We start from the raw sequence: 19,527 nt of genomic DNA on the forward strand, positions 1-19,527 counted from the left end.
CGTTCGCTGGTGGTGGCACGCCCGCGGCGGGCGGGACGTGCCGGGGCATCGTCCCGCCCGCCGCGAGCGTCGATCAGGCCTGCGCGTCCCGGGGGGCGCGCACCGCCTCGGCCCGGACGGGCGTCTCGGCGGGAGTGCTGACGGCGACGCTCAGCTCGACCGGCGCCTTGCCCAGGCGCGGCCGCAGCATGTGGAACGGCTTCTCCACGACGATGTAGCTCGCGTAGCCGACCATCACGCACAGCGCCAGTTCGACGCCCAGGACTTCCCAGTAGCCGCCGATCTCGGGGGCGAAGAGCGGCCCGACGAACTTGGCGTACACGAAGATGTGCCAGAGGTAGACGCTGTAGGAGATGCGGCCGAAGAACCGCAGCAGCGAGTTGTCCAGCATCAGGCCCGCCAGCCGGAAGCGGACGCCCGGCACGGTCAGCGGCGCGAAGACGGCCACGGAGAAGGCGAGGAAGAGCCAGTAGTCGGCCGCCGCGGCCGGCGCCGCGACGTAGTCGACCAGGCGGTAGTCGGCGAGCGGGGAGAGGCAGGCCAGGACGAAGATGAGCAGCGCCCCCAGCCAGAGTTTGGCCGGATGCCGGCCGATCAGGCGGTACACCCGCGGCACCGCGTCGGGGCGCGTCTCCGCGGCGGCGGACAGCACGGCCAGCATCATGCCCACCGAGAGCCAGCCCATGTAGCTCATCGGCCAGAAGTACTGCGTCGGCCACAGCTTCATCGGGTCGTCCCGGAATTGCGGGAAATGGAGCCAGGTGAAGAAGCCGAAGCCGATGAACACCGGGACGGCCAGCGGCACGAGCAGCCGCTTCACCCGGGCCTCGTGGGATTCGGCGCGCCGCGCGTACCGGTGGAGGAGCCATGCGAACGCGGGCATGGCCAGGTAGAACAGGAAGTCGTTGGCGTTGCTCCAGGTGTGCATCATTCCCATGGGAATGGCGCCCTTCTCCCAGATCTGCAGGAGGAGCAGCGGGCGGACCCATTCCCAGACCCCGTGGACGGTGTCCCGGTTGAGCACGAGGAGAGCGGTGATCGTCAGTACCCAGTAGGCGGGCAGGATCCGCAGCGCCCGGCGCCAGAAGTAGCGCTTGACGTTCGGCTTCCGTTCGCCGGTGAGCGTGTACAGCGCGAACGCGCGGTACAGCAGGTAGCCGGTCATCACGAACCAGATCGGGAAGGCGACCGCCACCCGGTTCAGCATGATGGCCCAGACGCCGTTGCCGGTCGAGTGCATGTAGCTCCAGCCCTGCACGCTGGTCGCCACTCCGGTGTGGCCGAGGACGACGAGCAGCACGACGGCGCCGCGCAGTCCTTCGAGTTCCGGGATGAACTTCCGAGGCCGGTCCGATGCCGGGTCGGGTGCGGCGGCTCCCACAGCATCCCCGCCGGATGCCTTCGTTACCATGGGCGTTTCTCCCATCTCGCGCGACCCTGGATTCGACGGGTCGAGGCGAAGAGCGGATCGGATCAGACGATCCGTCGAGGCCGGCCGGCAGGCCGGTGCCGCCCGCAGAGCCGCGCGTTCCCCGTCACCGCCCTCGGGCCCATGTGGACCGCCTATGCCCGCCAAAGGTCCTACACTTGAGAAAACGATAGCATCGGCGTCGTAGAACGCGATAGTAGGCGACATAGGGGAATCTGACTTGAATAACTAGTATCGTGAAAGGCCGATCGAGAGCCTGAGGAGGCGGTCGATGCCCCACCCCGGAGAGTTCCGCGCGTCGCTGGGTTCCACCGGCCTGGAGATCGGCCGCCTCGGCCTCGGCACCGTGAACTTCGGCGGCCGCGTCGACGGGGCCGACGCGCACCGCCTCCTGGACCACGCGCTGGCGAACGGCCTCAACCTGGTCGACACCGCCGACATCTACGGCTGGCGCGTCTACAAGGGCCACACCGAGGAGGTGATCGGGAGCTGGCTGGCGGCGCGCCCGGGCCGCCGGGACGAGGTCGTCGTGGCCACCAAGGTCGGGAGCCCGATGAGCGACGACCCGGCCGACCGCGGCCTGTCGGCGCGGCGCATCGTCGCCGCGTGCGAGGCCTCCCTGCGCCGGTTGAACACCGACCGGATCGACCTCTACCAGATGCACCAGGTCGACCGCTCGGTCCCCTGGGACGAGATCTGGCTGGCCATGGAGCTGCTGATCCGCCAGGGCAAGATCCGGCACGTCGGCTCGTCCAACTTCGCCGGATGGGACATCGCCCTGGCCCAGGAGACCGCCGCGCGCCGCCGCGTCCCGGGGCTCGCCTCGGAACAGTGCGTCTACAACCTCGTCACCCGGCACGCGGAGCTGGAGGTGATCCCCGCGGCGGCGGCCCTCGGGCTCGGGGTGCTGGTCTGGTCGCCCCTGCACGGCGGCCTGCTCGGCGGCGTGCTGCGCAAGAAGGCGGAGGGGACCGCGGTCAAGTCCGCGCAGGGGCGCGCGGTCGACGCGCTGAAAGAGCACGGGACCGCCATCGCCGCCTACGAGCGGTTCTGCGCGGACATCGGGCGGGACCCCGCCGAGGTCGGCCTCGCCTGGACGCTCGCGAGGCCGGGGGTGACCGGGGTGCTCATCGGCCCGCGCACCCCCGACCACGTCGACGGCGCGGTCAGGGCGCTGGACAAGCCCCTGACCGAGGAGGAGACCGACCGGCTGGACGCCCTCTTCCCGCCCGTCGGCCGGGGCGGGCCGGCGCCCGCCGCGTGGATGAGCTGACCCCGCCTTACGCGATCTCTGCCGCTGGGAGGACGAGACAGGTGACCGCACCGAACCACCGGGACCCGCGCTCGCTGGCACGCGAGTCGGACCAGGAGCGCGACGTGCGCGAGCGGCTCACCCGGCTGCTGCGCGACACCCCGATCCCCGCCGAGTACCTGATCGACAACCTGGCGCTGTACCTGCGGCGCCACCAGCTCACCGATCTGCTGTGCATGGACGCGCTGTACCGCATGATCCTCGACGTGCCCGGCGTGATCATGGAGTTCGGCGTGCTCCACGGGCGGCACCTGGCCACGCTGACCGCGCTGCGCGGGTGCCACGAGCCGTACACCTCGGTGCGGCGCGTCATCGGCTTCGACACCTTCACCGGCTTCCCCGACGTCGCCGACGTCGACAGGGCCGGGCCGGGCGCGGTGGCCGGCCGGTTCGCCGTGGGCGAGGGCTACCCCGACCACCTGCGCGAGGTGCTCGACGCGCACGAGTCCGGCGAGCCCTTCGCGCACGTGCGGCGGACCGCGGTGGTCCAGGGCGACGTCCGCGAGACCCTGCCGCGCTATCTCGCCGACAACCCGGAGACCGTGATCGCGCTGGCCTACTTCGACCTCGACCTCCACGCGCCGACCCGCGCCGCGCTGGAGGCGATCCGGCCCTATCTGACCAGGGGCAGCGTGCTCGCCTTCGACGAGATCGCCTACTCCAAGTGGCCCGGGGAGACGGCCGCTCTGCGCGAGGCCGTCGGCCTGGACGGGGTGGCGCTGCGCACCCTCCCCGGCCGGGAGCCGCCCATCACGTACCTGCGCTGGGGCGAGTAGCGTCCGCGGCCTCCCGGGCCTCGGGCCGGCCGCGGCGGACCCCGACGAACAGGCCGTAGCCGTTCAGGCCGGCCTCCTCGTGCTCGACGTCGCATCCGGAGTCCTGGAACGCCGCCCGGAACTCGTCCGCGGTGAACATGGTGAAGGTCTCCACGGTGCGGAACGCGCGGACGCCCGCCGGACGGCCCACCGTCCAGCGCACGTCCATGTGCGCGGCCCGGTCCCGCCGGGTCGAGTGGGAGACCCGGGCGACGACCGTGTCGCCGTCCCGCACCAGGTCGGCCCCGACGAACCCCTCGATGAACCTTTCCGGCGGCCACCAGGGCTCGATGACCAGCACCCCGCCGGGGACGAGGTGGCCGGCCATGGCCCGCACCGCGGCGCGCATGGCGGCGACGGTCGGCAGGTAGGCGATCGCGGTGTAGAGGCACGTCACCGCGTCGAAGGCGCGGCCGAGGTCGAAGCCCCGCATGTCGCCGTCGTGCACGGTCACCCCTGGCAGCCGCCGCACGGCCCGCTCGCGCATCGCGCGCGAGAGCTCCAGGCCCTCGACATGGTCGAAGCCCGCTCGGAACGCCTCCAGGTGGGCCCCGGTGCCGCAGGCGACGTCGAGAAGGGACCGCGCGCGGGGACGGTGGGCGCGGATGCGCCGCGTCACCTCCGCCGCCTCCGCGCCCCAGTCCTTGCCGCGGTGCCGGTACGTCAGCTCGTAGACCTCGGCGTGCTCCGGGCCGAAGGCGGCGTCGCGCTCCGAGGCGGGCACGGGGTCTCCCTTCCCACCGCTAGGTGCTATATATAAATTAAGTAAATGGTACAGCCGAGCGCGAACGGCGGCCAGCTCCGGCGGCCGTGGACGGAGGCGGGCATGGCGGGCACGAACGCGGGCACTCGGCTGAGGGCGGCGCCGAGCGGGGAATCCGACGAGCTGGGCCGGCGGCTCGCCGCGTCGGCCGAATACCGGCCCCGCCCGGCCGGCGACGTCGTCGAATGGCTGGCCGGACGCCGCCGCAGCGTCCCGGTCGAGGTGACGCGCATCCCGTTCGACCGCATGGCCGGATGGTCGTTCGACCCGGGTTCGGGCGACCTCGTGCACGAGAGCGGCCGCTTCTTCACCGTGGGCGGCATCCACGCCCGCACCGACTACGGCGTCGTCCCCGACTGGCGGCAGCCGATCATCTACCAGCAGGACGTCGCGATCGTGGGCATCCTCGCCAAGGAGATCGACGGCGTCCTGCACTTCCTGATGCAGGCCAAGATCGAGCCCGGCAACGTGAACACGGTGCAGCTGTCGCCGACGGTCCAGTCCACGTCGAGCAACTACCTGCGGACGCACCGCGGCGCCCGGTCCCGGTTCGTCGAGTACTTCACCGAGCCCGGGCGGGCCCGGGTGCTGGTCGACGTCCTGCAGTCCGAGCAGGGGGCGTGGTTCTGGGCCAAGCGCAACCGGAACGTGGTCATGGAGGTCACCGGCGAGGTCGAGCCGCACGACGACTTCGCCTGGATGACGCTCGGGCAGATCCTCGACCTCCTGCACCACCCCAACGTCGTGAACATGGACTCCAGGACCGTGCTGGCCTGCCTGCTGGCCTCGGCCTCGTCCATCGTGCGGCCGGGCGACGGGGCCGCGGCCGCCTTCGCGGCGCCGCCGTACGCCTCCGGCGAGGACGCGTTCCTCTCTCCGGTGCAGGTGAGGAGCTGGCTCACCGAGCGCAAGTCCGCGTACACGCTCGCGACGCGCGCAATCCCCCTCGACTCCGTGGACGGATGGGAGCGGGGAGCGGATGCGATCCGCCGTCCCGACGGCAGGTACTTCAGCGTCGTCGGGGTGGAGGTCCACGCGGGCAACCGGGAGGTGTCCGACTGGTGCCAGCCGCTGCTCGAACCCCGCGGCATCGGGCTGGCCGCTCTCGTCGTCCGCCGCATCAACGGGATCCTGCACGTCCTCGCCCGCGCCGACCTGCGTCCGGGATGCCGCGACACCGTGGAACTCGGCCCCACCGTGCAGTGCACCCCCGAGAACTACGAGGGGGCGCCCCGCGAGACGCGCCCCCGGTATCTCGATCTCGTCCTCTCCAGAAGTGTCAAGGTGCGGTACGACGTGGTGCAGTCAGAGGAGGGCGGCCGGTTCCGGCACGCCCAGACCCGTCATCTCGTGGTCGAGGTCGGCGGCGGCTTCCCGGCCCGGACGCCCGCGGACTTCTGCTGGCTCACGGTGCCCCAGGCGATGGCGCTGGCGCGCCAGAGCTACCAGGTCAACATCGAGGCCCGGAGTCTCCTGCTCTGCCTGCACGCGCTGTGAGCGCCTAGTGGCGGCTGCGGCCGTACCGGTACACGGTCAGCGGCGCGAAGACCGCGACGAGGATCGCGCAGGCCAGGAACGCCCAGCCCATCTGGCCAGCGGTCACGGTGCCGTCCATCAGCCCGCGCATGGCGGTCGTCGCGACGCTGACCGGATTGACCTTGATCAGCGCCTCCAGCCAGCCGGGCATCGTCTGCTGCGGCACCATGACGTTGCTGGCGACGACGAGGATGAACAGAAGCGTCCAGCTCAGCGTCTGGGCCGCGGTCGGCGTCCGCACGCTGACCCCGACGAAGGTCCCGATCCAAGCGAGGCTGAACGCGAACACCTGGAGGAACAGCAGCGCCAGCACCACGCCGCCCACGCCGCCGTCAGGACGGAACCCCAGCACCAGCCCGAGCAGCAGCGGCACGACCGACGCCACCGCGTACCGCACGACGTCACCCAGCATCGCCCCGACCAGCACCGACGACTGCCACACCGGCAGCGACCGCACCCGGTCGAAGACCCCCTGGTCGACGTCCTGGTTCAGCACGATGCCGGTGTACGCCGTCGTCAGCGCCACCGCCATGACCATGACGCCGGGCAGGAAGAAGTGCAGGTAGCGGCCGGGCGATCCCGCGATCGCCCCGCCCACCAGGTAGGTGAACGAGAGCGTGAAGACGACCGGGAGCATGAGGGCGTCCACCAGCTGGTTCGGTGAGTGCTTGATCTTCAGCAGCGCGCGCCACCCGAACGTCATCGACGCCGACAGCGCGCCGGCCCTCGGCGGGCGCTCGCCGGGCGCCGCCAGCGGCCCCCGCGCCCGCGTCATCGGCTGGGACGTCGTCATCTCGCCCGCCTCCTCACTTCGCCGTCTGCTTGTCGCCGGCCTCGGCATCGGCTTCGGCCCCGTCAACGGCCTCGGCCTCGGCCTTCTCCGCCTGCCCGTCGCCGGTGACCGGATGACCGGTCAGGGCGAGGAAGACGTCGTCCAGGCTCGACTGGGCCATCGAGAAGTCGTCGAGGGCGATCCCGGCGTCGGCCAGTGCCGTGACGGCCCGGGCCGCCTGCTGCGCGTCGGTGACCCGCACCGACAGCCTGTGCGGATCGGAGTCCGCGCCCGGCTCCACGGCCAGGGTGCGGGAGAGCATCTGCTCGGCTTGGGCGCGCTGCCCGGGATCCTGGAGCCGCAGCTTCAGCGCGCCGGTGCCGATCTGGGACTTCAGCCTGCCGGGCGCGTCCTCCGCGATGACCTTGCCGTGGTCCAGGACCGCGACGCGGTCGGAGAGCCGGTCGGCCTCGTCGAGGTACTGCGTCGTGAGCAGCACGGTCGTGCCCCCGGCGACCAGGGTGCGGATGATGTCCCACACCTGGTTGCGGGCCCGCGGGTCGAGGCCCGTGGTCGGCTCGTCCAGGAAGAGCAGGTCCGGGGTGACGATGATGCTGGCGGCGATGTCGATCCGGCGCCGCTCGCCGCCGGAGCAGGTCTTCACCGGGCGGTCCGCCACCTCCGACAGCTCGAAGGCGTCCACCAGGTCGTCGGCCCGCTGCCGCGCCGCGGCCCCCCGGTGCCCGAGCAGCCGCCCCACCATCGCGAGGTTCTCCCTCCCGGTGAGGTCCTCGTCGATCGAGGTGGACTGCCCCGTGACGCTCACGCGGGACCGCACCGCGTCGGCCTCCCGCACCACGTCGTGGCCGAGCACCCGGGCCGTGCCCTCCGTCGGGCGCAGCAGCGTCGTCAGGATCCGGAGGAGGGTGGTCTTGCCGGCGCCGTTCGGCCCCAGCAGGCTGTGCACGATGCCGGTGGGGACGGCCAGGTCGACGCCGTTCACCGCCCGCGTCTCGCCGAAGGTCCTGACCAGCCCGGACGTCTCGACAGCGAGGGTCGAATTCGATCCCACGGTTGTGCCTCCCGTCGCCACCAGAAGATCAAGCTCATCTTAAAGCAGCAGCTTATATAAGTCAATGCCTAAGGAGCGTGACCGGGCGGCGCGCGCGTGCCGGGTGATCGGCGTCTTGCTGGCTTGAAAAAACTATAGTAGTGTCCGTTTCCATGGCTCATCTCGCCCGATCCGGGGAATCGTGATGCGACCACGCCACATTCTTTTCGCCGTCACCGGCGGGTACGGGCACATCCGCCCGACCTTCGGCGTCCTCGACGAGCTCTCCGCCCGGGGACACCGGATCAGCTTCGTGACCTCCGGCGACTATGTCGACGACCTGGCGAAGGTCGGCGCCCGGCAGATCCGCCACCGGTCGGTGTTCGAGGACGGCGTCGACCTGCCGGAGATCGTCGAGCAGGAGGACGCCGAGGCGCTGACGGTGAGCGCGTTCGTCAACGAGAACCTCGCGATGCTCAGGGCGGCGGAGAGCGCCCTGGACGACGACCCGCCGGACCTGGTCGTCTACGACATCTTCCCCCTGATCGCCGGGCGCCTGCTGGCCGCCAGGTGGCAGCGGCCGGCCGTGTGCGTCAACGGAGGCTTCGCCTCGAACGAGCACTACTCGGTGTGGGAGGCGCTCAGCGCGGTGCACGGGCACCGGCCCATAGTCGAGACCGAGACCTTCCAGCGGATGATGTCCGAGCTTCTGCCGGAATATGGCATCGACCGTTCCCCGGCGGAGTTCTGGAACGCGATCGAGGACCTGAACGTCATCTTCCTGCCGCGGTCGTTCCAGGTGAAGAGCGACACATTCGACGACCGTTTCGTCTTCGTCGGGCCGAGCTTCTCGCAGGGGCGGCTCCAGCCGGGATGGCGTCCGCCGAACGAGGACGACGACGTGCTCCTCGTGTCCCTGGGATCGACGTTCAACGGGCATCCGGAATTCTTCCGCAGCTGCGCGCAGGCGTTCGCGGGAACGCCGTGGCATGTCGTCATAGTGACGGGGAACGGCACCGACCCCAAGGCGCTGGAGCCGTTGCCGCCCAACGTCGAGGCGCACCAGTACATCTCGTTCATGGAGGTTCTCCGCCACGCGAAGGCGTTCATCCTGCAGGGCACGCTCGGCGCCACCATGGAGGCCGTCCACTGGGGCTGCCCGATGCTGTTCTTCACCGAGTACGCGGTCGAGGCCCGGCCTTTCGCCGAGCGGTCCGCCGAACTCGGCCTGGGACATGTGCTGCGGCCCGAGCAGGTCGACGGCGCGAGCCTGGTCTCGGCGGTGGAGGACCTGATCGCCGACGACGCCGTCCGCGGCCGGATCGCGCGGATGCGCGCCGAGGCCCGCGACGCCGGCGGCGCGGCCCGGGCCGCGGAAGTGATCGATTCGTACGCGCGGCGGGCCGCCTCCCCGTCGGGCGGCGCGTCCGGCGCCGTCCGCTGACAGGGCGGCGGTCGCCTCGTTCAGGCCGGTCGTAGCGGGAAGGGCGGTACACCGATGGCGGTCGTGGTCACCGGCGGCTGTGGCTTCATCGGCAGCCACCTCGTCGAACGCCTCGCGCGGCAGGGCGAGGACGTCATCGTCTACGATCCCGCGCCGCCGCCGCCCGACCTGGACTGCGGCGGGGCCGCCGTCCGCCACGTCAGGGCCGACATCCGCGACGAGCGGGCGCTGGCCGACGCCCTCGGCCCGGACGTGCACACCGTCTACCACCTCTGCGCCCTGGTCGGCGTCGACCAGTACCTCGACGACCCGCTCGAAGTGATCGACGTGGCGGTCTCCGGCACCCGCAACGTGCTGCGCTCGGCGTCCGCCGCCGGGGTGAAGGTCGTCGTCTCCAGCACCAGCGAGATCTACGGCAAGAACCCCGACGTCCCCTGGGCGGAGGACGCGGACCGGGTCCTCGGCAGCGTCGCCGCCGACCGGTGGTCCTACTCCGCGAGCAAGGCCGTCGCCGAGCACATGGTCGTCGCCTACGCCCGCCACCGGGGCCTGCGCGCCTCGGTCGTGCGGTACTTCAACGTCTACGGGCCGCGGCAGCGCCCGGCGTACGTGATCAGCAAGACCGTCCACCGGGTGCTGCGCGGACTGCCCCCGCTGCTGTACGACGACGGCTCCCAGACGCGCTGCTTCACCTTCGTCGAGGACGCGGTGGAGGCCACGCTGCGGGTCGGCGCCGCCGAGATCGCCGACGGCCAGTGCTTCAACGTCGGCAGCGACCGGGAGACCTCGGTCGCCGACGCCGTCCGGCTGGCGACCCGGCTGGCCGGGGCGGAGTTCGCCCCGATCCGCGTGAGCACCGACTCGGCGCTGGGCAGCGCCTACGAGGACATTCCCCGGCGCGTCCCGGATGTCGGGAAGGCCAGGGACCTGCTCGGCTGGCGCAGCCGCATCCCGCTGCGGACCGGCCTCGCCAGGACGATCGCGTGGGCCCGGGAGAGCCCGTGGTGGCTGGACGCCGTCGCGGGCGCGCCCCCGCGCCCGCTGGTACCCACAGGCGTCACGACGGCCGCGGACGGCCGGAAAGCGAGGGGACATGACATCGGGTGAGACGGCGGCGACGGCCGCGGGCGCCGGCGCCCTGCCCGCCCCCGCCGCCTACATGTGCGGGCTGACCTGGGACGGCGCCCTACTGTGGCATTCGGACCAGGACGCGGAGAAGATCTTCGCGATCGACCCGGCGACCGGCGGCGTGACCAGGACGTTCGCCTGCGACAGGGTCCGGGCGGACCTGGCCTACGACGGCGCCCGCCTGTGCCAGGTCGGCGGCCGCCCGAAGCGGATCGTCCTGATCGACCCCGACGACGGCGCGATCACCGGGGAGAAGGAGGTGCTCCCCGCGAGCGGCAGGCTGACCGGGATCGAGTTCGGGCCGGAGGGCCTCTACATGTGCCTGCGCGGTCCGACCGTGGTGCAGGTCAGGGACTACGACACGATGACCGTCGTGCGGGAGTTCCCGGCGGCGGGGGAGTCCCCCTCCGGACTCACGTACGCCGACGGCGTCGTCGTCTACGGCGACTTCGACGACGCCGTGCTCCGTGCGATGGATCCGGCGACCGGCGAGGAGCTTGGAGTCCTGCCCGTTCCGGGCCGCCCGACCGGGCTGACCTGGGACGGCAGCCGTCTCTGGTACTGCGACTTCCCGGCGCGCGCGATCCGTCCTCTGGAACTGCCGGCGATCCTCTCCGACTGAACCGGACTCCCGGGCGCGGGCCCTACTTCCCCTTCTTCTTGCCGACCACTTCGCTGATCCAGATGGGCACGAAGGGAGACGTGCAGTTCGGGGGAGTGGGGTAGTCCTTGAGCACCTCCAGGCGCTCACCGATCTCGATCGCGCGGGCGCGGTGCTCCTCGTGCTTGATCCCGATGTTGCCCAGGCAGTCGTTCATCGCCCACTGCAGGCGGTCCGGCGCGTCCTTCATCTCCGCCTCGATGACGTCGAGCAGCTTGTCGAGGTCGAGGGCCGTCGGGCTTGCGCATCACGCGCTCGATGGTCAGCGCCCAGCCGGCGCTCGCGATCACCGGATCCGCGTCGTCGAGCCAGGCCAGCCGCAGCTCCTCGGAGTGCGGGCTCTTCTTGACCACGTAGTTGACGAGCCAGTCGTGCACCTTGGGGGTGCGCGACTCGCGCAGCATCGCGTCGAGCTCGTCGCGCTCGAACGCCTTCGGGCGGCAGATCAGCGTCGCCAGCAGCCGTGCCGAACTGTCGTCGGTCTTCCAGAGCTCGCGCGCGAGGTCCTGCTGCGTCTTCAGACGCTTCGCGACGGCGCGCAGCTTGCTGAGGTTCACGGCGTGGTCGTCGCCGCGCTTCTCGTTCACCTCGCGCGCCTTGGGGTCCTCCAGCTCGGCCAGCTCGGCCATCACCTCGGCCACCGCCGTCTCGGCCATCCCGGTCTCCTGTGCCTCGTATCGCGAGCGTCTGACTAAATTGGCATAGTTGACAATTGCCGGAATATCGAGCTTAACATGGTGTGCTTTTCTCTTCAACTCTCCCGGTCATCGCCTAGAGGTCTTTCGCCTTCTTTATACGGACAGTTGCTATGTGGCGGATGGCGGCGTATCGGCCGATCTCATCCCGTATTCGAGAGCGCGGAGACGGCCCCGGCCGAGTGCCCTTCCCGGCCGCCATGCCGCCGGACGAGGGCGAACCCGGCACGTCGGCGGGTTCATTATCGTAGAGTCCGATGTCGAATTGACACATGCCGCCGACGGACCCGAAGGGGCCAGCGATGAGCGACGACGAGCCGAAGATCCCGCCGATGTGGCCGGTGGGGACGAGCCAGGAGTACATCGACGCGCGGATCGAACTGGCGAAGGCCGAAAGGCTGCTGCGCGACCGGGTCGAGGAGGTCGCCGCCGCGCGGCGCCGGATGCCCCGGGGCGCCGTGCTCGGCGACTACACCCTCACCGCGGGGCCGGCGGACCTCGAGAAGGACGAGCCGACCGAGCCGGTGACCGTCCGCGAGCTGTTCGGCGACCGCGAGACCCTGGTCGTCTACCACCTCATGTACCACCCCGACGACGAGGCGGCGTGCCCGATGTGCTCGATGTGGGTGGACGGCTTCAACGGCGTCGCCGCGCACCTGGCGCAGCACACCGCCTTCGCCGTCATCGGGAAGGCGCCGCTGCCGAAGCTGCGCTCCTGGGCGCGGCGACGGGGGTGGGACGAGGTGCGCGTCCTGTCCAGCCACGGCACGTCCTTCAACGCCGACATGCACGCCGAGCGCCCGGACGGGGCGCAGCGGCCCATGATCAGCGTCCTGGCCCGCGAGGGCGGGGAGGTCCGCCACTTCTACACGCTGCCGGCCGACTTCCTCGACGGCGCCCAGCGCGGCATCGACCTGCTCTCCCCGGTCTGGAACGTGCTCGACCTGCTGCCCGGCGGCCGCGGCGACTGGTACGCCGGCAACGCGTACGCGGGGCGCGACTGAACCACGACCCCGGGGCCGTTCGGTATATTTTTTCTTAGTACCGACCGATCGGGGGTCCCGATGACGACTCAGCCCGAGGACGCCGTCGGCGTGTTCCCCGTCCCGCGCGCGTGCCCGTTCAGCCTGCCTCCGGAGTACGAGCGGCTGCGATCGGGCGGGCGCGCGGTCCGCGCCCGCATGGCCGGGGGGAACTCGGCGTGGCTGGTCGCGCGGCACGAGGACGCGCGCAAGGTCCTCAGCGATCCGAGGATGAGCGTCGATCGCCGCCGCGAGGGGTTCCCCCGGTTCGCCCCCGTGACCGAGGAGGAGCGGCAGGAGTCCTTCCGCGCCTTCCGGCCGCCGATGAACTGGATGGACCCGCCCGAGCACACGGTCGCCCGGCGGTCCGTCCGCGCCGAGTTCTCGCCCGGGCGGGCGGAGGCGCTGCGCCCGCGCGTCCAGGAGATCGTCGACCGCCGGCTGGAGCTGATGGCGGCCTCCCCGCGCCCGGTCGACCTGGTGCGCGAGCTCGCCGTTCCGGTGCCGTCACTGGTGATCTGCGAGCTCCTCGGCGTGCCCTACTCCGTGCACGGCCACTTCGAGGAGCGCACCGCGCGGATGTTCAGCCACGCCACCCCGGCCGCGGAGCGCACCCGGGCGGCGCACGAGATCCGGGCCCTGCTGGCCGAACTGGTGGCGGACAAGGAGCGCGACCCGCCCGACGACCTGCTCGGCCGCCTCATCGCCGCGGGGCGGCAGGAGGGCACGGCCGACCGCGAGGCCGTCGTGAGCATGGCGTTCGTGCTGCTCGTCGCCGGGCACTCCACCACCGCCGACATGATCGCGCTCGGCGCCCTGACCCTTCTCGAACATCCGGACCGGCTCGCGTGGATGCTCGCCGATCCGGCCAGGACCCCCCTCGCCGTCGACGAACTGCTGCGGTTCCTGTCGGTCGTCAACGCCTCCACGGCGCGCACGGCGCTGGCGGACGTCGAGGTGGGCGGCGTCACGGTGCGCGCGGGGGAGGGCGTGGTCGTCCTCGGCCCCGCGGCCAACCGTGATCCGGAGGTGTTCGAGCGCCCGGACGCCTTCGACCCGGGGCGCGGCGGCGGGCGGCACCTGGCGTTCGGCGTCGGCAGGCACCGGTGCCTCGGGCACCATCTCGCGAGGATGGAGCTGCGGATCGTGTTCGACGCCCTCTTCCGGCGCCTGCCGGGACTGCGGCTCGCGGTGCCGTTCGACGCGCTGTCGTTCAAGGAGAAGGCGAACATCTACGGGGTGCGCGAGCTTCCGGTCACCTGGTGAGGCGCCACCGCCTCCGCACCGCCGCGGATATTGAACCGGCGAAGATCGTAGTTTAAATTCATATAGTGGCGTTCGCGCGCCGGGGTGCCCGGACCGGGCGCCGTCCGGTCCTGCCGCGGACGCGGACACGGGGAGAAGGGATCTTCCGGATATGCGTGTGATGTTCTGCTCTCACCCAGGTCTCGGGCACTTCTTCCCGCTCGTCCACCTCGCCTGGGCGTTCCGCACGGCGGGCCACGAGGTGATCGCCACGATCGCGGGACCCACCGAAGGCGCGGCCGGCTCCGGTGTGGAGATCGTCGACGCCGCGCCCGGGTTCAGCATGGAGGCCGTCAACAAGCGGCTGGCCCGCGAGCACCCGGAGTTCGTCCGGACGGTCGCGACCAAACCGGCGATCAACCTCGACGAGTGGGGGCCCGGGTTCGCCGCGATCAACCGCCCGCTGATCGACGGGATCATGGCGCTGACCGACGACTGGGGCCCGGACCTGGTGGTCTACGACCAGGGCACCACCGCCGGCCTGTTCGCGGCGGCGCGCGCCGGGGCGCCCGCCGTCCAGCGGAACGTGAGCGCCTGGCGCACCAGGGGCATGCACGAGGCGGCCGCGGCCCACCTGCCCGACGTCTGCGAGCGGTACGGCGTGACCATCTCCAAGCCGGCCGTCACCATCGAGGAGTTCCCGCCCAGCATGCTCGCCGGGGAGCGGCCGGAGGGATGGTTCATGCGCTGGCTGCCGCACAGCGGCGGATCGGTCGTCGGGGACCGGCTGCTCCAGCCGCCCGAGCGGCGGCGCGTCGCCGTGAGCATGGGCACGGTCGAGCTGCAGATGCTGGGCACCGGGACCATGCGCACGATCATCGACGCGGCGGCCGGCGTCGACGCGGAGTTCGTGCTGGCGCTCGGCGGGGTCGACATCGGCTCGCTCGGCCCGCTGCCGGACAACGTCAGCTCCGTCGGCTGGATCCCGCTGCACCACCTGCTGGCCACGTGCACCGCCATCGTCCACCACGGCGGCGGCGGGACGGCCCTGACGGCGATCGACGCCGGCGTCCCGCAGCTCATCACGCCCGACCCCCGGGACCTGTTCCAGCACACGACCCTGGAGGCGGTGCGGAAGCGGGGCATCGGGTTCGTGAGCGAACGCGAGGACGTCGACGCCGACCTGCTCACCCGGCTGATGACCGACGAGGGCGTCCGCGCCGCGACGGCGGAGGTCCAGCGGGAGATGGCGACGCTGCCCACGCCCGCCGAGACCGCTCAGCGCATCATCGAGCACCTGTTCTGAGTTCCGGGGAGCCCGCGGCCGCCAGGTCGGCGCGGAGGTCGGACGGCAGCAGCGGCTCGTCGAGGAGCCTCTGGTACCGCTCGACGAGGGACGTCCGGCCGGCGCCGGCGTCGAGCCACGCGCCCACCAGCCGCGGGCCCTCGATGTACGTCACCGAGTAGGCGCGCCAGAGCGGATCGGTGAGGAACCGCGTCATCCGCCGGGCGTGGTCCGGGGGCACCAGGAGCCACCGTTCCAGGTAGTCGGTGACCTCGTCGGGGTCGGCTCCGCGGTCGTGGAGCATGACGGCCGCGTCCTGGCGGGCGGGCATCAGCAGCCGGATCAGCCGCAGGACCTCCTCCACCAGCTCGCCCTCGACCCGGACGCCCGCGCCGGCGAGGACGTCGGCGGTCCAGCGGCCCCAGCCCGGGCCCGGCACCGCCGCGTCGGCCATCTCGGCGGTCCCCTCGGCCATGAGGCACTGCGGGGTGTTGACCAGCGAGATCAGGTGCTCGCCGTGCCCGGCGCCGTCGACGAGGCCGGCCTCCTTGCGGCAGTGCTCGGTGTGGTGCCCTGGGTAGGACTCGTGGATCGCCAGCAGCGGCAGCGCGGCGATGGTGCGGCCCGCCTCCGCGTTGAGCTCCACCCTCGAGCGGAACCCGCCGAGGTAGCGGTTGTAGGCGTTCCAGGGCTTGTCGCGCACCACCACGTACTCGACGCTCTCCTGCTCTGGCAGGCCGAACACCGTGCGGGTCATGGCGCGCAACTCGCCGGACACCGCCTCAACGGCCCGTGCCAGCCGGTCCGGGGGGACGGCGTTGCGCTCGTAGAACGCCGCGGTGCGGGCGCACAGGTCCCCGGGGCCCGGCAGCAGCGCGCCGATCGCCTCGTGGATCTCCGCGTAGCGGCCGGGGTCGCCGAGTTCGATGTCGACCTCGAAGTACGTCCGGACCTCGTCCCCGAACGGGATCTCCTCTCCGGCCATCCGGCGCGCCGCGCAGTTCAGCGCGGCGAGCTGCGCGGACAGGAACCGGCGCCGAGGCTCGGCCAGGCCGCTGTCCGGGAGCGCGGCGAGCAGCCGGGCGGACTGGGCGGCGAGCCCGGACGCGTCGGGCCTCGGCTCGGCGTCCACCCGGCGCGCCAGTTCCGGGTCGCCGTACCAGGAGTCGACGAACCCGTCCGCGAGCCGGCCGAACCGCAACCCGAGTTTCAGGTACTCGGTCACCACGTCGTCGAGCATCCGCGCTCCCTGGATCGCTGTGGTCCGCCGCCGTCACCCCGCGGGATCGTCCGGCGGGTCGAGCCAGATGCCGGCGAGGTCGTAGGAATGGCCGAACGCGGGCATCGGGACGGCGCCCCGCACGCGCTGGCCGCGCAGGCGCGGGACGACCGGCCGCTGGAACAGGACGGGCACGACCGCGGCGTCCTCCAGCACCGTCCGTTCGGCCAGGTTCCAGGCCGCGGTCGACCGCGCGGGCTCCTCGATCGTGCCGAGCGCCCGCTCGATCAGGCGGTCGACCTCCGGACGGCGGTAGCGTCCGCGGTTCGCGGAGTTGCGGGAGTCGCCCGACTGGAACATCGGCTGGAGGAAGACCCGGCCGTTGGAGGGGTGCCAGTCCGGCGACCACGACGAGGCCGCGACGTCCCACTCGCCCGCCGCCGCGCGGCGCGGATCACCGAGTAGAGCGTCCCGGGCGTCGTGGTCCAGCGCCACCAGCCGCACGGTGACGCCGGCCTTCTCCAGGTCGGCCGCGTACGACCGCGCGACCGCGGTGTCCAGGGCGGTGTCCAGGTGGACCGCGGTGAGCGCGAGGCCGTTCTCATGACCCGCCTCCGCCAGCAGCGCCCGGCATTTCTGTGCGTCACCCCGGCTTCCCGGGGTCGCGTAGAGGTCGAGTTCCTGGTGCGCGTCGTTGCCCGGCGGCACGACGGAACCGGCGATCCGCACCAGCGCACCGCGGCCGGACCGGCGGTACAGGTCGGCGATCGCCGCCTTGTCGATCGCGTACGAGAGCGCGCGGCGCACCCTGGCGTCGGCCAGCGCGCCGCCCGCCCCGGGGCTCTGCACGTTGAAGACGAGGTACGGGTCGAGGGAGAGGCCGAGGCCGTCGCCCGGATCGGCCGGCTCGGCGTCGTGCGGCTCGGCGACCGGCCCGCCCCACGGCAGGTCGGCCGCGCCCGACGCGACCCGCTCGGCGACCTGTTCCGGCGCCGCGTCCTCGACCGTGATCTCGACGCCGTCCAGGTACCGGTGCCGGAGCGGATCGGTGTCCTGCCGCCAGACGGGGTTGGGTTCGAGGCGCAGCTCGCGGCCCGGCACGAGACGGACCGGCCGGTACGGCCCGTTGCTCCGGAGGTTCCGGTGCAGTTCCGGGCTTCCGGGCAGGAACGCGTCGTACTCGGCCGGGGCGGGCGACGCGCACGGCAGGGCCATGATGGCGGCGAAGTCGATGGCCGGCCGCATGAGCTCGATGACCAGCGACTCGTCGTCCAGGACGAAGACGCCGGGGATGTCGTGGGAGTTCTGGAAGGCGGCCAGTTCCTCGGCGGTCGGGTCGTCGCGGCGGACCGCGGCGGCGTAGTCCTCGCAGTACTGCGCCATGCCCCTGATCGTGCTGGTGAAGTAGGGCAGGGCGGCGGGCCTCGTGAGCGGGTTGGCCAGCCGTTTGAGCCCGCGCACGACGTCGTGCGCCGTGACCTCCCGCGCGGGCGCGGTGTCCCAGAGGACGCCGCGGCGCAGGTGCACCACGTAGTTCGTGTGCCGCGCGCCCATCCCGGTGTTGTAGGTGGACGGGACGTCGGTCGCGAGATCGGGCGCCGGGGCGATCGCCCGCCAGTCGCGCAGGTCCGGCGCGGGGGCGTAGCCGAACAGCTGCCGGGCGAACAGCCTGATGATCTGGTCGGCGGGCGCCTGGTGGGAGGCCGAGGGGTCGAGGCGGTGCACGGGGGCCGGGCCGTGGAGGCGGAGCGTCCCGCCGAGCCGCGGCCGGTCCCCGCTCCACGGGGCGGTCTGGGGCCGCTCGGACACGGTCATGACATCTCCTCGCCGATGCGGGCCATGATGCCGATCGCCCGGTCGATCTCCTCGCGGGTGTTGAACAGGTGGGTGCAGACCCGCGCCGCGTAGTGCTGGTGCGGCGAGCCCGGGACGTCGAACTCGGTCCACCGGATCCAGATGCGGTGCTCCCGCTCCAGCCGGTCGGTGAACGCGGTGAACTTCTTGATGTTCCAGGCGGCCTCGGGGTCGCGGAACGGGTTGAAGGCGATGAGGGGGGACTTCAGCAGCGGATCCTCGCCGGGCGAGAAGATCGACTCCTTGCCGAAGGCCTCCACCAGGCGCTGCCGGGCGTGGTCGCCGAGCTCCATCGCGCGCCTCTCGATGCGGTCCCGGCCGATCTCGTCCCAGATCTCGCAGGCCCGCGCCAGCGCGGCGCCCCTGGCGATGCTCGCGCTGCCGGCGCTCTGCACGTACAGGGCGGTGTCGTCGCTCTCGACCGACGTCCTCGTCCGCGGCGGGGGACTGCCGATCATCGGGTACCAGGTGGAGATCACCGGCCAGAACGTCGGCAGCGGCAGCGGGTTGTACTCGGGGAAGACCTTGTTGCGCAGGTAGAGGATGCCGGTTCCCAGCGGGCCGCACTGGAACTTCGAGCCCGAGCAGGCGATGAAGTCGGCGCCGAGCGCCCGCATGTCCAGGTTCACGAGGCCGGGCAGCAGCGCGCCGTCGATCACGGTGGTCAGGCCGTGCCGCTGCGCCAGCTCGCACAGCCTGCGCATCGGCATCATCGTGCCGGTGAACAGGGTGATCCCGGCGAACGCGAGCACCTTGGTGCGGGGGGTGATGGCCGCCTCGAACTGCTCGACGATCTCGTCGGCCGTGACGTCGTAGCCGGTCGGCATGGTCAGCGTCTTGATCGTCAGGCCGTACCGGTTCCGGACGAGGTTGAAGTTGGAGAGCACCGAGTAGCACTCGTGGCTCGTGGTGACCACCTCGTCGCCCTCGTGGAGGTCGAGCCCCTGGATGATGCGGGCGACGCCCTCGGTGGCGTTGTGGCAGATCACGATCTCGTCCTGGTCGACGCCGAACGCCCTGCCGATGAGGGCGCGGTGCTCGTAGTAGCCGGACGGCTTGTAGACGTCGGCCAGCCCGCCCGTCCACTCGCGGGTCACCCGGTCCATCGTGTCGAGCACGTCGTAGGGCATCGCGCCGACGGTGCCGGTGTTGAGGTGGGTCGTGGTCGGATCCAGGGCGAACAATTCGCGGATGCTTTCCCACGGCGCGTCGCGGAGCCGCCGCGGCGATCCGCCGTTCGCCGTCCCGGCCGGGTCCGGGACGCTGCGCTCGCCGGGCTTCACGGACTGTGTCACG

18 protein-coding genes are annotated in these 19,527 nt (G+C 71.8%); 9 read left to right on the forward strand and 9 right to left on the reverse strand.

The window, feature by feature from the left end; all coding sequences use genetic code 11:
• Positions 1-73: 73 nt before the first annotated feature.
• Positions 74-1,411 carry an acyltransferase family protein gene (locus tag BJY14_RS42180; protein WP_218905841.1) on the reverse strand — a complete coding sequence of 446 codons (1,338 nt, stop codon included), beginning with the start codon at positions 1,409-1,411 and terminating at the stop codon, positions 74-76.
• A gap of 289 nt (positions 1,412-1,700) precedes the next feature.
• On the opposite strand from BJY14_RS42180, the gene BJY14_RS42185 reads away from it, so the two are divergent.
• Both BJY14_RS42185 and BJY14_RS42190 read left to right on the forward strand, forming a co-directional pair.
• Positions 1,701-2,702 (forward strand): aldo/keto reductase, encoded by a 1,002-nt coding sequence (locus tag BJY14_RS42185; RefSeq protein ID WP_179848710.1) that lies wholly within the window; start codon positions 1,701-1,703, stop codon positions 2,700-2,702.
• Between the two features lie 41 nt (positions 2,703-2,743).
• A complete protein-coding gene (locus BJY14_RS42190) occupies positions 2,744-3,517 on the forward strand; it encodes a class I SAM-dependent methyltransferase (RefSeq protein ID WP_179848711.1) in 774 nt (257 codons plus the stop codon).
• On the opposite strand, the gene BJY14_RS42195 is transcribed toward BJY14_RS42190, so the two are convergent.
• Positions 3,492-4,280 (reverse strand): class I SAM-dependent methyltransferase, encoded by a 789-nt coding sequence (locus BJY14_RS42195; protein WP_179848712.1) that lies wholly within the window; start codon positions 4,278-4,280, stop codon positions 3,492-3,494. The two genes, BJY14_RS42190 and BJY14_RS42195, sit on opposite strands and share 26 nt — an antisense overlap.
• 45 nt (positions 4,281-4,325) lie before the next feature.
• Between BJY14_RS42195 and BJY14_RS42200 the strand changes: the two genes are divergently transcribed.
• Positions 4,326-5,816, forward strand: coding sequence for an NDP-hexose 2,3-dehydratase family protein (locus BJY14_RS42200; protein WP_246396319.1), 1,491 nt, complete (start codon positions 4,326-4,328; stop codon positions 5,814-5,816).
• 4 nt (positions 5,817-5,820) lie between these two features.
• Here BJY14_RS42200 and BJY14_RS42205 read toward each other — a convergent pair whose 3' ends face one another.
• Positions 5,821-6,648: an ABC transporter permease gene (locus tag BJY14_RS42205; protein ID WP_179848713.1), complete on the reverse strand. Its 828-nt coding sequence runs from the start codon at positions 6,646-6,648 to the stop codon at positions 5,821-5,823.
• A gap of 13 nt (positions 6,649-6,661) precedes the next feature.
• Positions 6,662-7,699: an efflux ABC transporter ATPase subunit, DrrA-related gene (locus BJY14_RS42210; protein ID WP_179848714.1), complete on the reverse strand. Its 1,038-nt coding sequence runs from the start codon at positions 7,697-7,699 to the stop codon at positions 6,662-6,664.
• Positions 7,700-7,883: 184 nt separating this feature from the next.
• Here BJY14_RS42210 and BJY14_RS42215 point away from each other — a divergent pair, with 184 nt between their 5' ends.
• Genes BJY14_RS42215 through BJY14_RS42225 form a run of 3 tightly spaced genes read left to right on the forward strand, consistent with a single transcriptional unit; the run spans position 7,884 to position 10,872 of the window.
• Positions 7,884-9,122 (forward strand): macrolide family glycosyltransferase, encoded by a 1,239-nt coding sequence (locus BJY14_RS42215; protein ID WP_179848715.1) that lies wholly within the window; start codon positions 7,884-7,886, stop codon positions 9,120-9,122.
• 54 nt (positions 9,123-9,176) lie between these two features.
• Positions 9,177-10,229, forward strand: a complete 1,053-nt coding sequence (locus BJY14_RS42220; RefSeq protein WP_179848716.1) for an NAD-dependent epimerase/dehydratase family protein — start codon at positions 9,177-9,179, stop codon at positions 10,227-10,229.
• Positions 10,216-10,872: an NHL repeat-containing protein gene (locus tag BJY14_RS42225; protein ID WP_179848717.1), complete on the forward strand. Its 657-nt coding sequence runs from the start codon at positions 10,216-10,218 to the stop codon at positions 10,870-10,872. The genes BJY14_RS42220 and BJY14_RS42225 overlap by 14 nt, the downstream gene beginning before the upstream one ends.
• A 22-nt stretch (positions 10,873-10,894) precedes the next feature.
• Here BJY14_RS42225 and BJY14_RS47010 read toward each other — a convergent pair whose 3' ends face one another.
• Positions 10,895-11,080 (reverse strand): hypothetical protein, encoded by a 186-nt coding sequence (locus BJY14_RS47010; protein WP_281382473.1) that lies wholly within the window; start codon positions 11,078-11,080, stop codon positions 10,895-10,897.
• Positions 10,998-11,567 (reverse strand): DNA alkylation repair protein, encoded by a 570-nt coding sequence (locus BJY14_RS42230; RefSeq protein ID WP_281382178.1) that lies wholly within the window; start codon positions 11,565-11,567, stop codon positions 10,998-11,000. Before BJY14_RS42230 ends, BJY14_RS47010 begins: the two co-directional genes overlap by 83 nt.
• Positions 11,568-11,908: 341 nt before the next feature.
• On the opposite strand from BJY14_RS42230, the gene BJY14_RS42235 reads away from it, so the two are divergent.
• The 3 genes from BJY14_RS42235 (at position 11,909) to BJY14_RS42245 (ending at position 15,179) form a co-directional block, all read left to right on the forward strand.
• The gene (locus tag BJY14_RS42235) at positions 11,909-12,610 is read left to right on the forward strand and encodes a DUF899 family protein (RefSeq protein WP_246396321.1); all 702 of its coding nucleotides are present in this window, start codon (positions 11,909-11,911) and stop codon (positions 12,608-12,610) included.
• Between the two features lie 60 nt (positions 12,611-12,670).
• On the forward strand, positions 12,671-13,894 hold the full coding sequence (locus BJY14_RS42240) for a cytochrome P450 (protein ID WP_179848718.1): 1,224 nt from the start codon (positions 12,671-12,673) through the stop codon (positions 13,892-13,894).
• A 151-nt stretch (positions 13,895-14,045) separates the two neighbouring features.
• Positions 14,046-15,179: a nucleotide disphospho-sugar-binding domain-containing protein gene (locus BJY14_RS42245; RefSeq protein WP_179848719.1), complete on the forward strand. Its 1,134-nt coding sequence runs from the start codon at positions 14,046-14,048 to the stop codon at positions 15,177-15,179.
• Here BJY14_RS42245 and BJY14_RS42250 read toward each other — a convergent pair.
• The 3 genes from BJY14_RS42250 to BJY14_RS42260 are packed head-to-tail and all read right to left on the reverse strand — an operon-like array spanning position 15,160 to position 19,526.
• On the reverse strand, positions 15,160-16,398 hold the full coding sequence (locus BJY14_RS42250; protein WP_179848720.1) for a DUF885 domain-containing protein: 1,239 nt from the start codon (positions 16,396-16,398) through the stop codon (positions 15,160-15,162). The two genes, BJY14_RS42245 and BJY14_RS42250, sit on opposite strands and share 20 nt — an antisense overlap.
• A 33-nt stretch (positions 16,399-16,431) precedes the next feature.
• Positions 16,432-18,192 (reverse strand): ABC transporter substrate-binding protein, encoded by a 1,761-nt coding sequence (locus BJY14_RS42255; protein WP_179848721.1) that lies wholly within the window; start codon positions 18,190-18,192, stop codon positions 16,432-16,434.
• Positions 18,189-19,526: an aminotransferase class V-fold PLP-dependent enzyme gene (locus BJY14_RS42260; protein WP_218905842.1), complete on the reverse strand. Its 1,338-nt coding sequence runs from the start codon at positions 19,524-19,526 to the stop codon at positions 18,189-18,191. Before BJY14_RS42260 ends, BJY14_RS42255 begins: the two co-directional genes overlap by 4 nt.
• Between the last annotated feature and the right edge of the window lies 1 nt (position 19,527).

The organism is Actinomadura luteofluorescens (assembly GCF_013409365.1).
GTDB classification, from domain to species: domain Bacteria; phylum Actinomycetota; class Actinomycetes; order Streptosporangiales; family Streptosporangiaceae; genus Spirillospora; species Spirillospora luteofluorescens.

Excerpts from the sequence above, each read along its gene's own strand:
- BJY14_RS42180 (WP_218905841.1), bottom strand. The coding sequence starts at position 1,411 with ATGGTAACGAAGGCATCCGGCGGGGATGCTGTGGGAGCCGCCGCACCC.
- BJY14_RS42185 (WP_179848710.1), top strand. The coding sequence starts at position 1,701 with ATGCCCCACCCCGGAGAGTTCCGCGCGTCGCTGGGTTCCACCGGCCTG.
- BJY14_RS42200 (WP_246396319.1), top strand. The coding sequence starts at position 4,326 with ATGGTACAGCCGAGCGCGAACGGCGGCCAGCTCCGGCGGCCGTGGACG.
- BJY14_RS42205 (WP_179848713.1), bottom strand. The coding sequence starts at position 6,648 with ATGACGACGTCCCAGCCGATGACGCGGGCGCGGGGGCCGCTGGCGGCG.
- BJY14_RS42215 (WP_179848715.1), top strand. The coding sequence starts at position 7,884 with ATGCGACCACGCCACATTCTTTTCGCCGTCACCGGCGGGTACGGGCAC.
- BJY14_RS42220 (WP_179848716.1), top strand. The coding sequence starts at position 9,177 with ATGGCGGTCGTGGTCACCGGCGGCTGTGGCTTCATCGGCAGCCACCTC.
- BJY14_RS42225 (WP_179848717.1), top strand. The coding sequence starts at position 10,216 with ATGACATCGGGTGAGACGGCGGCGACGGCCGCGGGCGCCGGCGCCCTG.
- BJY14_RS42230 (WP_281382178.1), bottom strand. The coding sequence starts at position 11,567 with ATGGCCGAGACGGCGGTGGCCGAGGTGATGGCCGAGCTGGCCGAGCTG.
- BJY14_RS42235 (WP_246396321.1), top strand. The coding sequence starts at position 11,909 with ATGAGCGACGACGAGCCGAAGATCCCGCCGATGTGGCCGGTGGGGACG.
- BJY14_RS42240 (WP_179848718.1), top strand. The coding sequence starts at position 12,671 with ATGACGACTCAGCCCGAGGACGCCGTCGGCGTGTTCCCCGTCCCGCGC.
- BJY14_RS42245 (WP_179848719.1), top strand. The coding sequence starts at position 14,046 with ATGCGTGTGATGTTCTGCTCTCACCCAGGTCTCGGGCACTTCTTCCCG.
- BJY14_RS42250 (WP_179848720.1), bottom strand. The coding sequence starts at position 16,398 with ATGCTCGACGACGTGGTGACCGAGTACCTGAAACTCGGGTTGCGGTTC.
- BJY14_RS42255 (WP_179848721.1), bottom strand. The coding sequence starts at position 18,192 with ATGACCGTGTCCGAGCGGCCCCAGACCGCCCCGTGGAGCGGGGACCGG.